The 13,833-nt window shown below is 70.9% G+C and carries 10 protein-coding genes and 1 pseudogene; 3 read left to right on the top strand and 8 right to left on the bottom strand.

The window, feature by feature from the left end:
- Nucleotides 1–23: 23 nt before the first annotated feature.
- Entirely contained in the window at nucleotides 24–1,076 is a 1,053-nt protein-coding gene (locus tag ACWCP8_RS30755) for an oxidoreductase (protein WP_451119430.1), read from the bottom strand.
- A gap of 104 nt (nucleotides 1,077–1,180) precedes the next feature.
- On the opposite strand from ACWCP8_RS30755, the gene ACWCP8_RS30750 reads away from it, so the two are divergent.
- The gene (locus tag ACWCP8_RS30750) at nucleotides 1,181–2,104 is read left to right on the top strand and encodes an FAD-dependent oxidoreductase (RefSeq protein WP_451119428.1); all 924 of its coding nucleotides are present in this window, start codon (nucleotides 1,181–1,183) and stop codon (nucleotides 2,102–2,104) included.
- 266 nt (nucleotides 2,105–2,370) lie between these two features.
- Here the strand turns inward: ACWCP8_RS30750 and ACWCP8_RS30745 are convergent, their stop codons facing one another.
- A complete protein-coding gene (locus ACWCP8_RS30745; RefSeq protein WP_451119426.1) occupies nucleotides 2,371–3,720 on the bottom strand; it encodes a M14 family metallopeptidase in 1,350 nt (449 codons plus the stop codon).
- On the bottom strand, nucleotides 3,717–5,696 hold the full coding sequence (locus ACWCP8_RS30740) for a Xaa-Pro dipeptidyl-peptidase (protein WP_451119424.1): 1,980 nt from the start codon (nucleotides 5,694–5,696) through the stop codon (nucleotides 3,717–3,719). The genes ACWCP8_RS30745 and ACWCP8_RS30740 overlap by 4 nt, the downstream gene beginning before the upstream one ends.
- A 476-nt stretch (nucleotides 5,697–6,172) precedes the next feature.
- Here ACWCP8_RS30740 and ACWCP8_RS30735 point away from each other — a divergent pair, with 476 nt between their 5' ends.
- A complete protein-coding gene (locus tag ACWCP8_RS30735; RefSeq protein WP_451119422.1) occupies nucleotides 6,173–7,216 on the top strand; it encodes a LacI family DNA-binding transcriptional regulator in 1,044 nt (347 codons plus the stop codon).
- A gap of 135 nt (nucleotides 7,217–7,351) precedes the next feature.
- Here ACWCP8_RS30735 and ACWCP8_RS30730 read toward each other — a convergent pair whose 3' ends face one another.
- The 3 genes and pseudogenes from ACWCP8_RS30730 to ACWCP8_RS30720 all read right to left on the bottom strand — a co-directional run.
- Nucleotides 7,352–8,236: an oxygenase MpaB family protein gene (locus ACWCP8_RS30730; RefSeq protein WP_451119420.1), complete on the bottom strand. Its 885-nt coding sequence runs from the start codon at nucleotides 8,234–8,236 to the stop codon at nucleotides 7,352–7,354.
- A gap of 151 nt (nucleotides 8,237–8,387) precedes the next feature.
- The gene (locus tag ACWCP8_RS30725; RefSeq protein ID WP_451119418.1) at nucleotides 8,388–8,927 is read right to left on the bottom strand and encodes an AAA family ATPase; all 540 of its coding nucleotides are present in this window, start codon (nucleotides 8,925–8,927) and stop codon (nucleotides 8,388–8,390) included.
- A gap of 59 nt (nucleotides 8,928–8,986) precedes the next feature.
- A pseudogene (locus ACWCP8_RS30720) lies at nucleotides 8,987–9,103 on the bottom strand (Appr-1-p processing protein); the annotation flags it as partial.
- A gap of 260 nt (nucleotides 9,104–9,363) precedes the next feature.
- Between ACWCP8_RS30720 and ACWCP8_RS30715 the strand changes: the two are divergent.
- Nucleotides 9,364–10,095, top strand: a complete 732-nt coding sequence (locus tag ACWCP8_RS30715; protein ID WP_356001826.1) for a MerR family transcriptional regulator — start codon at nucleotides 9,364–9,366, stop codon at nucleotides 10,093–10,095.
- 45 nt (nucleotides 10,096–10,140) lie between these two features.
- Here ACWCP8_RS30715 and thrS read toward each other — a convergent pair whose 3' ends face one another.
- A complete protein-coding gene (thrS, locus tag ACWCP8_RS30710) occupies nucleotides 10,141–11,430 on the bottom strand; it encodes a threonine--tRNA ligase (protein WP_451119450.1) in 1,290 nt (429 codons plus the stop codon).
- A gap of 217 nt (nucleotides 11,431–11,647) precedes the next feature.
- Complete coding sequence (locus tag ACWCP8_RS30705; RefSeq protein ID WP_451119417.1) at nucleotides 11,648–13,819, bottom strand: 3-hydroxyacyl-CoA dehydrogenase NAD-binding domain-containing protein; 2,172 nt, start codon at nucleotides 13,817–13,819, stop codon at nucleotides 11,648–11,650.
- Nucleotides 13,820–13,833: the final 14 nt, after the last annotated feature.

Here is a 13,833-nt window from a genome sequence, read left to right as displayed (position 1 = left end):
CACCGGGGCCATCGACTTCCAGCTCAGTGGTGCACCATCGGTGCGACCAGCACGCTCCCCATGGTGCGCGCCACGATGAAGGATTGCCCCTTCACCGCCCGTGCGTCCAGTGGAATTCGGTGCTCGCCCGGTTCCAGTACGCCGTCGAAGACCTCCTGGGTGTGGGTGCGATACAGCCGGTCGAGGCGGTACGCGACGAGGCTGACCCGGCAGGACGAGGTGACGTGGACTCCGGCCGTGCCGTCCGCCGCCGCCAGCCGGACCAGACGGCGCTGGGCGGGTGCGCTGCGGTCCAGGGCATGTTCGATCTGGGCGACCAGCACGGGGATGACCGGGGCGAGGCCGTCGACGTGGGCGACGTCCGCACCGGCCCGGGTGAATGCCTGCCGCACGGCGGCGCGTTCGTCTTCGGTGATCGCGCGGCCGAAGGCCACGGCACGGTAGCCGCGGAGCTCGTCGGGCGACACCTGGGCGACGTCGGCGGTGATGTCGGCACCGATCCCGATGGCGCGGAGCGCGGCGGCGAGCTTGGCGAGTACGGCGACGCGGGCGCCGATCAGCAGGACGCGGCGCCCGGCGGGCACGTCCGGGCCCGGCTCGGAGCCGTCCGCCGACGCGGTCGGAAGCAGTCGTTCCAGTTCCTGCCGGTACTGGAAGCCGTCGAAGCGGAACGGCCCTATGCCGTGGTAGCCGTTCTGCTCCAGGTCGACGGTCTCGTACGTCTGCCAGGCGAAGTCGCGCCAGACGATGTCGGCGCCGTCGCGCTCGATGACAGCGGTGACCGCCCCGCATTCGAGGCTCTCGCACTCGGGGCAGCCGTAGATCACGTAGCGCCCGTCGGCGAGCGGGGGTTCCACTTCGAGGAGCAGGCGCCGCACGTGCGTGGTGAAGATCGCGGGCGGTACGTCGGAGGCGAGCGGGGACACGGCATCGAGGTCGGTGAGCTGGAACAGCAGCGGGCGGCCGTCGACGATGAAGTCCATGAAGTCCCGGTGCACCTGGTAGTCGCCATGGGCGAGGACTCCACCGGCTCGCATCGCCGGCGCAAGGCCGAAGGTCGCGTACTCGGCAGACATGACCCGAGTATTCCTGGCTCGGACCTGTTGTGAGCGCGGCATCGGGCATTCCGTTAGCGTCCGCCCATGAGCAGCGCTGGGCAGTCGGGACGGGCGGGGCAGAAGTGTCGGACGTGATCGTGGTGGGCGGTGGGGTCAGCGGACTGACCACGGCGCTGGTGCTGGCCGAGCGCGGTCACCGGGTGCGGGTCTGGTCCCGGGAGCCGTCGGCGGCGACCGCATCGGCCGTGGCAGGCGCGTTGTGGTGGCCGTACCGGATCGAGCCGGCGGAGCTGGTCGGTGACTGGTCACTGACGTCGCTGCGGAGGTACGAGGAGCTGGCCGGGCGCTCGGAGGAAACCGGTGTACGGCTGGTCGCCGGCCTGCACCGGGGCGAGCGGCTCGCCGCGCTCGGGCCGTGGGCGGGGCAGTTGAAGGACCTGGTGGAGGTGGCGGACGGGCTGCGGGCCCGGCTGCCGCTGATCGACATGCCTGTGTACCTGGGCTGGTTGGAACGGCGGCTCGCGGCGGCGGGGGTTGCGGTCGAGCAGCGCGCGGTCACCGCGTTCGACGAAGCGGCGGCGGAGGCCACGACGGTGGTCGACTGCACCGGGCTCGGGGCCCGGGAACTGGTCCCGGATGCCGGGGTGCGACCGGTGCGCGGCCAGTTGGTACTGGTGGAGAACCCGGGGATCGAGGAGTGGTTCACCGAGGCGGACCCGGCGTCGGAAGCGACCACGTACTACTTCCCGCAGCCCGGGCGGCTGGTCCTCGGCGGCACGGCCGAGGTGGACAACCGGAGCACGGTGCCCGATCCCGGTACGGCCGGGGAGATCGTGGCCCGGTGTGCCCGGATCCGGCCGGAGATCGCGCGGGCGCGGATCATCGGGCACTTGGTGGGGCTGCGGCCGGCCCGCGACGCGGGTGTCCGGATCGAGGCCGAACCGCTGCCGGGCGGCGGGCGGTTGGTCCACAACTACGGGCACGGTGGCGCGGGAGTGACGGTTGCCTGGGGCTGTGCGGAGACAGCGGCCCAGTTGGTGGGCTGAGCCGCCGCGTGCGGGGGCTCGGGCCCCGTTGTGTCCTCAATCGCCGGGCGGGTTCGAACGGTCGGACTTGTCGTGGTGTTCGGTGGTGATCCGGCTGCCGCCGGGGCCGATCCCTGGGTCGGGTCGCCGGGCAGATCCGCCGTTACCGGAAGATCCCCCCGGCCGCCCGTTCCCTGTTCGTCCGGCGACACGAGTGGCGCCTTTCACGGAAGCTGAAACTTCGCTCACCGTAGAGCAGTACTACACGCATCGTGCCGTTCGCTGGATCAACAAGCGGTATCGGCTTGCCCGTTTGTGAGGTGATATGTGGCGCGCTCGTCCAGCAGGAGCGGGACCAGGTTCCGGGCCGACTGGCGCAGCGGTACGTACGCTCCGTCACCGTCGCGCCGGAACGTCACGCCGTGCAGGGCCAGTTCGTCCTTGACGTCGGTGAACTGGGCAGCGGTCAGCCGGTAGCCGCAAGGCGGGTTCTGCAGAATCTTGGCGGGCTCGGCCGCCTCGTTGTCGGCGCCGCCGAGGTAGACGGGACCGCGGTCCTTGAACCCTGCCGTGCGGGACGCGGCCGTGGCGGCCTCGATGCGCCCGCGTCGCTCGTCGGTGAAGCTGAACAGCCCGTCGAGTGCGGCCAGCTGCGAGTCGACGCGACGTCGGCTGTTGAGTGCCGGGTCGGCCTTCTCGGCGTCGGTGAGCGCGTCGACCCGGGACTCGATGAGCAGGCCCACCGCATGCTTGATGCCCGCGGTGTTGCGCAGAATGCGCTCCTGTCCGTCGCCCGCGGTCTGCTTGATCGGGTCGCCGGTGACCGGGTCGGTCCAGATGCCGTAGAGACCGCTGCTGTAGCCGGCCTCCTTGGCTGTGGGCCGCACATACTCTTCGGCCAGGGTCTGCGATTCGCCGTGCACCCGGTCGTCGGTGTTGAGGTTGCGGGGCCAGAGGACGAACAGGTCCTTGTCGTAGTACGGCGGGGTGGCACCGTACTCGTGCAAGTCGTAGATCACATCGGGCTTCCGGTCGCGGATCACCGCGGCCATGGCACGGGCCTCGGCGGTCTGCAGGGCGATGTGGTCGCGGTTGATGTCGACACCGTCGGAGTTGCCGCGCGTGTTCGCCGCCCGCCCGTCGGGGTTCGCGGTGGGGACGACGAGGACATCGGTCCGGGAGAGGAAGGCGCGGGTCGCGGGGTCCTTGGCGTACGCGAGATCCCGGACAGTGGTCAGACAGGCCTCGCGGCCGGACGGTTCGTTGCCGTGCTGGCTGCAGATCAGCAGCATCGTGTCGGACGTGGGGCGGTGGTTGCCGATACGGACGAGTTGGAGCGGGCGGCCCTGTTTCGTCGTGCCGATCCGGTCGATGGAGACGCGGTCGCTGCCCCGGTCGACGGCGGCGAGGAACGACTGTTCCTCGGGCTGACCGGTCCAGTGGGCCCCGTTGCTGATCTCGAAGCCGGTACGGGGCGGGGTGTCCGCGGCCTCGGCCGGCACCGTGACCAGGGGCACGGCCAGAACCGCGGCCGCGGCCGTCAGGGACAGGTACCGGGGTACCGGCCGACGGATGCCGAGGCGAGGAGGGCGAGGACGGGCGCGGAACTGACGGACGATCGGGATACGGGGTGTCATGAGCGGCTGCCTCCCGGGATGTGGTGTGCGGGACGCGGCGGTGCCACGCCCTCGGGACGGGATACGCGGGGGGTGGCTGTCGCGGGCGCGGGGCCCGCGGTGGCGCGCACGAACGCTGCGGCGCCGCCGACGAACGGCAGCTTCGCGGACGTACGGGCCAGGTCGAGGGTGAGCGTGGGGGTGGAGTCAGGCGGGTCGATGAGGTCCTTGTCGGTGCCCGCGACGATCAGAGCAAGGCGGTGTCCGGCCGGCACGACGTGGTCGCTCGCGGCGAGGTCGACGGTGATCGTGTAGCGCTTGCCCGGAGTGAGGGGGCGCCCCTTGTCCGCGGAGGCGTATGTCCCGAGGTCGGCCCAGCCGCGGCTGAAGACCGTCCGGTCGACGGCGGTGGTCCTGGCCTCGGTCGCCTTGAAGCAGGAGCTGTCCCCGGCGGTGCTCGCGCCCCAGCAGGTGCGGTCGGTGAGCGTGGTGATGCCTTCGCCGGATGCGCCGTAGTCCCGGATGGTGTCGGGGCCGACGTCGACGAGGACCGCGGAGAGATGGGCGGTGGCGGTCGTCGGGGTCGCGGTGACAGTCACCTGCGAAGAACCGGCGAGCCGCAGGTCGTGGGCGAGTGGTGCGGTGAGAAACCCGGCCTTGGCGCCCGTGGTCCTCTCCAGGTCGGCGGCCCAGTCCGTCTCGCTCTGCTTCGGGTCGTCGGTGAACGTCTCGGTGGCCCCGGGGCGGGCAGGCCTGCGGGTCAGGGTGCCGACGCCGGGCGTGGTGCCGCTGCCGGTGCGCACGGTGGTGGCCGCGGTGGTGCTCGGCGGCCAGACCTTGTCGGTCGACCACTGGCCGGGGTGGCGTTCGATGTCGGCCATCGGTTCGCGGTCGATGCCGTTGTCGTAGCCGAGGAGGTAGTGGTCGAACCAGCGGTGCAGGGTGTCGACCCACTCGGCGCGCCGGTAGTCGAACGGGTCGACGTGCCCGGTCTGGGAGAGCCAGATCTTGCGCTCGACGCCCCGGTCGGCGAGGGCGTCCCACCACTGGCCGAGGTGTTTGGTGCGGACGTTGAGGTCCTGCATCCCGTGGACGGCAAAGACGCTGGCCTTCACCTTGCGGGCGTCCTTCACGTAGTCGCGCTCGTTCCAGAGCTTCGTCCGGTCGCCGGTGCGGGGTGCCTCGTCGACGAGCTTCTGCTGGACGGCGGCGCAGCGCGCCCGCGCCGCGGGGCTCTCGACATAGTCGGAGAGCCATTCGGGGCCGCTGTCGTAGAGGGGGGCGCCCTGGGCGAAGTAGTAGTCGTACCAGGAGGAGATGGAGCCGATCGGAACGATGGTCCGCAGACCGTCGACTCCGGTCGCCGCCACCCCGTTGGCGATGGTGCCGTCGTAGCTCTTGCCGATCATTCCGGTACGGCCGTTGGACCAGCCGGCTCCGGTGCGTTCGGTGCCGGTGCGGGTGGTGTAGCCGCGGGCCCGGCCGTTCAGCCAGTCGATGACCGCCTTGGCGGACTGGATGTCGGAGCGGCCTCCGACATCGACACATCCGTCGGAGCGATTGGTGCCGGCCAGATCGACGGCGACGAAGGCATAGCCGCGCGGGACGAAGTAGTTGTCGTAGTACAGCGGGAACTGGACCGGATTTCCCTGGCTGTCGTACGTCTTCAGCTGACTCTCGTTGCCGCGCCCGCAGCAGGAGTAGTACGGGCTGGCGTCCATGATCACGGGTATCTTCCGGCCCTGCGCTGCGGGTTCGCGCGGCCGCACGATGTCGACGGCGACCCGGTCGCTCTTTCCGTTTCCGTCGCCGTCCAGTCCGGTGTCCACCCAGACGGACTCCCGGACGGCGTTCCCGTACGAGTAGACGGGTCTGCTCTCCCGCGGGCTCGCGCCCTGCGCGCCCGCCGGTGAGAGCAGGACGGTCATCAGGGCGGCCGAGGCCGCCACCACCAGCGATCTGTACGTCAAGCGGGTGCTCCGCACACGTATCGGCATCTGCGGAAGGTACCCCGGTCAACTCCTGTGCAACAGGGGGCGATTGCGCATCGACGTGACGTGGAAGCAGTCGAGGTGTCATGACGGCCGAAGGGCGACCGTGCGACAGCAGCGGTCATGGACACGTCCGGGACTGCCCCGAAGGGTTCGGCCTGCGCGCCGCCTTCCCTGGTGGGGCGGCGCCCGGTCGCGGGCCGGTGGCACCGGTCGGGCGGGACCTCGCGGACACCAAGCCCTCAGGGCTGTCCCGTAATCCCTGGTGGATCAGCGCGCGGCGTCAGATGCGGTGCATCGCAAGGCGGATGGACGCCCGCATACTGGATGTATTCGGGCGTTCCGACCACGCGGCGAGACGCCGTAGCTGTCGTCACGCGCCCACCAGGGATTACGGGACAGCCCTTAGGCTGGTGGGGTTCGTGCTGTTCCGCCAGCCTCGGCCGATTCCGGCCGGTTCCCGCGCGTACGAGGAGCGTCCCTTGCCCGGTCCGACCCCCGATTCCTCCCGTGATGCCCGCCCGACACTGGAGGCCGTGGCAGCCCGCGCCGGAGTCTCGCGGGCGACGGCCTCCCGGGTCGTGAACGGCGGGGCGGGGGTGCGGCAGCCGCTGGTGGACCAGGTCCGCAAGGCGGTCGAGGAGCTCGGGTACATACCGAACCATGCCGCGCGGACCCTGGTCACCCGGCGCAACGGCGCGGTGGCCGTGATCATCGACGAGCCGGAGTTCCGGATCTTCTCCGACCCGTTCTTCTCCCGACAGATCCGTGGCATCAGCCGTGAACTGAACGTGCACGACGCCCAGCTGGTGCTCCTCCTGGTGGAAGGCAGCGGGGACTTCGACCGGATCACCCGCTATCTGGCCGGTGGCCATGTGGACGGCGTGCTGGCGTTCTCACTGCACACCGACGACGAACTTCCCGCCGTCATCCGCCGGTTCCGGGTGCCCACGGTCTACGGCGGCCGCCCCGGCACGCCGGGGGACGCATCGGAACACGCCGTCCCTTACGTCGACTGCGACAACCGCGGCGGCGCCCGCGAGGCCGTACGCCATCTGGTCTCTCTCGGCCGGCAGCGGATCGGGCACATCGCGGGGCCCCGCGACCAGACGTCGGCGCTCGACCGGATCGACGGCTACCGCGATGTGCTGCCCGACACCGATCCGTCACTGGTCGTGGAGGGCGACTTCACCGTCGAGGGCGGTGCCCGGGCGATGGCCGAGCTGCTGGAGCGCCACCCCGGCCTCGACGCCGTGTTCGCGTCCAACGACCTGATGGCGTCCGGCGCCCTTCGGGTGCTGGGCGAGCACGGCCTCCGGGTACCGGAGGACGTGGCGCTGGTCGGCTTCGACGACATGGAGCAGGTCGCCGAAGCGACCAGTCCTCCCTTGACGACCGTCCGTCAGGACGTCGAAGGCATGGGACGGTTGATGGTGCGACTGCTGATGCAGCGGCTGAACGGCGAAGGGGAGCAGCCCGATTCGGTGATCACACCGACCGAGCTGGTCCGGCGGGCCTCGGCCTGACCCGTCCGGGCGGAAGACGCCATCGGCACCGGCGCCCCCGCCCGCATGCGAGCCCGTGCGGCCGCGACCGGCCGGCAGCCGCCCGCAGTCGCCGAAGGCGCATCGGGCAGCTGAACACCGTGGGCCCGGGTGAGCTCAGCGGGCGCCCCGCATCCGATGGGCGGCTCGGGCCCGGCGCGCGTACGGCAGATAGCGCAGCCGCTCAGGAAGCACGGGCACCACGGCCCGGACGACACCGCAGAACCGCCTCAGCTTCCGCTCCTGCGCATCCGTCCATTCCAGACCGATCGCCTCGCGCGCGTCCGGTGGCATGAGCCCGATGGTGATGAACCTGCGGAACCGGGCCAGCGGCGGGAACAGGACCGGCCACAGGGCCTTGAGCAGCAGCCTGACCGGCAGCGGACCCCGGTCCGGCGGCGGTACCGGCCGGTCGGTGGCGACCAGCTCCTCGACAACGACGGTCGCCTCTATCTCGTCGGCGAGCACCTTGCGGTAGTACGGCCAGAACTCCTCGATCGACTGCGGCATGTCCCGGTCGTTGATGCCGAGGATCCGGCCGACCTGGAGCCATTCCCGGTACAGGGCCCGCTCCTGCGCCTCGGTGAGCGGGCGGACGAGATACCGCGTGCCGTGCCGGTAGATGGGGAAGCCCGTGGCGTGCACCCACGCATAGTTCGCGGGTGACAGCGCATGGTAGCGGCGCCCGCGGGTGTCGGTGCCCTGAATGGTGCGGTGCAGCTTCCGGAGCCTGCGTCCCTCCTCGGCGGCTTCCTCACCCCCGTACACCCAGAGCTGGAGCGAGCGCAGGGAGCGCTCGCCGCGCCCCCACGGGTCCGTGCGGAACACCGAGTGATCGTCGACGCCCGCGCCGACCGCCGGGTGGGCGACCTGGAGGGTGAGGGCGGCAGGCAGCATGAGCATGGCGCGGACGTCCCCGGCAAGGCTCCAGAGCACTCCGCCGGGCGGCGGCGGTTCGGGCTCCCGTTTCCGGTCCCTGCCCCGGGGTGCTTCGCTGCTCATGCGGGGGCTCCCAGCAGTCGACGGACGTGCGGGCCGGTGCCCGGCTGATGTGTATTCCAGTATGCGATCGCGGGCGGCCCGGCGAGCAGCAGGGGCGGCGGTACCGGTTCGGATGGCGGCCATTGTGTGCGCGGGAGGGCGGTGCCGCCCGTCACCGCCAGCCGGCTGCTTCCAGCACCGCGGCCGCGGCCTCGTCGACTCGGTGGTGGGTGGCGTCGACCGTGAAGTCCTCCACCCGGGCCCGGTCGAGGATCCCGTCGAGCTCCTCCGATCTGTCCAGGTGCCACCGCAGCGCCTCGGGCTCGTCCGCGTGGCGCCGGGACAGCCGCTGCCGGACCACCGGCAGCTCGACCCGGAGCCGGCACACGGACAGGCCGACACCCACCGCCTTCTCGCACTGCTCCCGGTCCTCCGCGTCCTCGACGACGCCCGCGAGAACGAGCCGGGTCGCGCCCGCATCGAGGTAGTTGCCGACCATGCACCTCAGGTTGCGCACCAGCAGGGCGAAGTTGAAGCGGTCGTCGGCGGGCGCGGGCCAGGTCCGGCAGAGCCAGTCCATGTCGATGACGGCGTTGGGCACGCCGGCGCCGGTGAGCAGCTCTCCTGCGGCGTCGGCCACCGACGTCTTGCCGGCCCCGACGGTGCCGGTGATCAGAAGGGCGCGGGCTTCCGGAGCGCCGTCGGTTCGCATGGCCGGGAGCCTACGGTGGGCGACGGTTCACCTGTGACGCGGGCTCAGCGCCCGGCGCCCTACTCGTAGTCGTACACCGTCACGGCTATGCCCCGGCTCAGCAGCCGACGCTCGATCAACGGCTCTGTCCGGGACCACTTACCGCGTGCGAGGCCGCATCCGATCCGGGGCATGTGTTCGGCCCGCCCCGCACAGCGCCTCGATGAGCCCTGCGTACCCTTCGTGGATCACCCGACGGCTGCTCCCAGGTGGGTGAGGGTGGCCCGGCGGCGAGTACAGCGGTCCTCCTGCGCTTCGGTGGGGCCGGAGGGTTTCACAACAGTGGTGAGACAGCAATACTGTTGAACTGGATTGGTGCACACGGATGCGGACAGTGCCGTCGGTACAGGCGTAACCGGGGACGGCAGTGCCCAGCGGTCAGCAGCGAGGAGCAGACATGGCGACCGGGACCGAGGAGCCGACGCTCACTGTCGACGAGCTGGCGGCGCGCGCCGGAGTGACCGTGCGCACCGTGCGTTTCTACAGCACCCGGGGGCTGCTGCCGCCTCCGGTGATCGGGCCGCGCCGGGTCGGGCACTACGGGCACGACCACCTGTCCCGTCTGGCGCTGATCGAGGAGCTTCAGCATCAGGGCATGACGCTCGCCGCGATCGAACGCTATCTGGAGCAGCTGCCGCCCGATCTGAGCGCCCACGATCTGGCGATCCACCGGGCGCTGGTGGCGTCCTGGGCGCCGGACTCGGCGGAGGAGGCGACCCGGGCGGAGCTGGAGCGGCGCGCGGGGCGGGCGCTGACCGAGGACGACGTGGACCGGCTGGCCGCGATGGGTGTGCTGGAGCGCGCGGAAGCGGCGGACGGCAGCTTCCGGGTCGATCCGGGGATGCTGCGGCTGGGGGTCGAGCTGCTCGACGTACCGATCGCCAACGAGACGATCCTCGCGGCGCGCACGGTGCTGCTTGAGCACACCCGTTCCGCTGCGCACGAGCTGACGCGGCTGTTCCGGGACGAGGTGTGGAACCCGTACCGGGAGCGGGAGTCGGACCCGGAGCATGTGGCGGCGATGAAGTCGCTGTCGGCCCATATGCAGCCGATGGTGCTGCAGGCCTTGGTGACTGCGTTCCAGCGGTCGCTCAAGGAAGAGCTGCGGGCCGCGTTCACGGCGGAGTGAGTCCCCGCCGCAGGCGGCCGCAGCACCTTCCCGGCGGGTGGTCCGTTACGGGACGGCGCCGTCCCACAGCTCGGTGGTGTGGGCGTCGATGAGCGCGCCGATCCGGTCGAGGAAGGCATCGGCGGGCTGCGGGTCGAGGCGGCGTCCGTCGCGCAGCCGCACGGCGACGTGGTCGTCGGCGGCTTCCCTCGCTCCGATCACGGCCTGGTACGGCACCAGGCGGCCCTCCCGGATGCGGGCGCCCAGGGTGCCGCGTTCCGGCCCGGCGATCTCGGCCCGCAGCCCGCGGTCGGTGCAGCGCTCGGCCAGCGCCACGGCGTTGGGCAGTTCCGCCTCGGAGATCGGAAGGATCACCAGCTGGGTCGGGGCGAGCCAGGCGGGGAAGGCGCCGCCGTGCTGTTCGATGAGATGGGCGACGGCCCGCTCCACGCTGCCGATGATGCTGCGGTGGACCATGACCGGCCGGTGCTTCGCGCCGTCCGCGCCGATGTAGTGCAGGTCGAACTGCTCGGGCTGGTGGAAGTCGACCTGGACGGTGGACAGGGTGGACTCCCTGCCCGCACCGTCGGTGACCTGGACGTCGATCTTCGGGCCGTAGAACGCGGCCTCGCCCTCCGCCGAGTCGTAGGGCAGGCCGGATCGGTCGAGTACCTCGGTGAGCAGGGCGGTGGACCGCTGCCACTTCTCGGGCGCGGCCACGTACTTGCCGCCGGGGCCGGGGAGGGAGAGCCGGTAGCGGGCCGGGCGGATGCCCAGTGCCTCGTACGCGCTGCGGATCATCTCCAGGGCGGCCCGCGCCTCGTCGGCGACCTGGTCCAGGGTGCAGAAGATGTGCGCGTCGTTCAGCTGGATGGCCCGGACGCGGGTCAGTCCGCCGAGCACGCCGGAGAGTTCGGAGCGGTACATGCCGCCCAGTTCGGCCATGCGCAGCGGCAGCTCACGGTAGCTGTGGGAGCGGGAGCGGTAGATCACCGCGTGGTGGGGGCAGAGACTCGGCCGCAGGACGACCTGCTCCGATCCCAGCTCCATCGGCGGGAACATGTCGTCGCTGTAGTGCGACCAGTGCCCGGAGATCTCGTACAGCTCCCGCTTGCCCAGCACCGGCGAGTACACGTGTCGGTAGCCGGCCCGCCGCTCGGCGGTCCGGATGTACTCCTCCAGGGTGTGCCGCACGGTCGCGCCGTCGGGCAGCCAGTACGGAAGTCCCGCGCCGATCAGCGGGTCGGTGTCGAACAGGGCCAGTTCGCGGCCGAGCTTGCGGTGGTCGTGCATGGCGGTCTCCTCGCGGTCATCGGGCGAGTGACCTCCCCCGAGCTCTCGGCTTCGCTCGAGCAGTGAGGAATCCCCGTGCCGAAGCCCCGGGGCACTCGCCCCGGGGCTTCGGACTGAGACATCTGTCAGCGCGCCGGGACACTCTCCGGCGTCGTCGTCATGGCAGCGCGCTTCATGGCGCTGACGCTAGCAGGGTGCCCCGCTGTCCACCCGGTATTTTCCGGCCGGAGGGTGCGGATACCGCAGCCTCGGGCCGGTAGGTGGCCCGCTGGGCCGCCGGTCAGTCGTGGAAGGTCTCGCCCTTCCCGGCCTTCTCCACCAGCAGCGCGGGCGGCAGGAACCGGTCGCCGTACTTCTCGGCGAGTTCCCGGGCGCGTGCCACGAAGCCGGGCAGGCCGCCCTCGTACCCGTTGATGTACTGGAGCACGCCTCCGGTCCACGGCGGGAAGCCGATGCCCATGATGGATCCGATGTTGGCGTCGGCGACCGAGATGAGGACGTTCTCCTCCAGGCAGCGCACGCTGTCCAGTGCCTCGGAGAAGAGCATCCGCTCCTTCATGTCCTCGAACGGGACATCGGCGTCCGGCTTGGCGAAGTGCTCGCGCAGCCCCGGCCACAGCCCGGCCCGCTTGCCGTCCTCGCCGTACTCGTAGAAGCCCGCGCCGCCGCTGCGTCCGGTACGTCCGAACTCGTCGACCATCCGGTCGATGACCGCGTCCGCAGGGTGCCCGGCCCAGGTGCCGCCCGCCTCCTCGACCGCGCGCTTCGTCTCGTTGCGGATCTTGCGCGGCAGGGTCAGCGTCAGCTCGTCCATCAGCGAGAGGACCTTCGCGGGGTAGCCGGACTGCGCCGCGGCCTGCTCGACCGACGCGGGCTCGACGCCCTCGCCGACCATGGCGACACCCTCGTTGATGAACTGGCCGATGACACGCGAGGTGAAGAAACCGCGCGAGTCGTTGACGACGATCGGCGTCTTCTGGATCCGGCGGACCAGGTCGAAGGCGCGCGCCAGGGCCTCGTCGCCGGTCTGCTCGCCCTTGATGATCTCGACGAGCGGCATCTTGTCGACGGGCGAGAAGAAGTGCAGGCCGATGAAGTCGGCGGGGCGCGTGACCCCCTTGGCGAGGACCGTGATCGGCAGGGTCGAGGTGTTGGAGCAGAGCAGTGCGTCGGGCTCGATGATGTCCTGGATCTCCTGGAACACCTTGTGCTTGAGCGCGGTGTCCTCGAAGACCGCCTCGATGACGGCGTCGCAGCCCGCCAGATCGGCCGGGTCGCCGGTCGGGGTGATGCGGGCCAGCAGCTCGTCGCGCTTCGCCTCGGTCGTACGGCCCCGGGAGAGCGCCTTGGCGAGCAGCTTCTCGCTGTATGCCTTGCCCTTGGCGGCCGCCTCGGTGGAGACGTCCTTGAGGACGACCTCGATGCCGGCGCGGGCGCAGGAGTACGCGATGCCGGCGCCCATCATCCCGGCGCCGAGGACGGCGACCTTCCTGACCTGGCGCTCCTCGATCCCCTTGGGGCGGTTGGCGCCGGAGTTGACGGCCTGGAGGTCGAAGAAGAACGCCTGGATCATGTTCTTCGAGATCTGGCCGGTGACGAGCTCGGTGAAGTACCGGGCCTCAATGGTCAGCGCGGTCTCGAAGTCGACCTGGGAGCCCTCGACGGCGGCGGCCAGAATGTTGCGCGGCGCAGGCATGGGGGCGCCCGCGAGCTGCTTCTTCAGGTTGGCCGGGAAGGCGGGCAGGTTGGCGGCGAACTTCGGGTGGGACGGGGTGCCGCCGGGGATCTTGTAGCCCTTGACGTCCCAGGGCTGCTGGGACTCGGGGTGGGCGTCGATGAAGGCGCGGGCCTTGTCGAGCATCTCCTCGGGTGTGGCCGCGACCTCGTGGACGAGGTCGTTCTCCAGAGCGCGCTTCGGGGTGTACTGGGTGCCCTGGAGGAGGACCTTCAGCAGCGCGTCGGCGACGCCCATGAGGCGTACGGTGCGGGTGACACCGCCGCCCGCGGGCAGCAGGCCGAGGGTGACCTCGGGCAGGCCGATGCGGGAGCCGGGCGTGTCGAGCGCAATGCGGTGGTGGGAGGCAAGCGCGATCTCGTAACCGCCGCCGAGGGCCGCTCCGTTGATGGCGGCGACGACGGGGATGCCGAGTGTCTCGATGCGGCGCAGCGAGTGCTTGATGGCGGTGCCGACGTCGAAGGCGTCCTGGGCGTTCTCCGGACCGACCTTGATCATGTCTTTGAGGTCGCCGCCCGCGAAGAAGGTCTTCTTGGCGGAGGTGAAGATGATGCCGCGGATGGCGTCCTTCTCGGCTTCCGCGCGGTCGGCGATGGCCGCGATGGAGTCCTTGAAGGCCTGGTTCATCGTGTTGGCGGACTGGTTGGGGTCGTCGAGTACGAGGGTGACGACGCCGGTCTCGTCCTGTTCCCAGCGGATGGTCGTGCTCTCGGTCATTGCTGTGTTCTCCG

This window comes from Streptomyces sp. NPDC002206 (genome assembly GCF_053593595.1).
The sequence above is the reverse complement of the archived record's forward strand: the minus strand, read 5'-3'. Positions and strand labels throughout refer to the sequence as shown.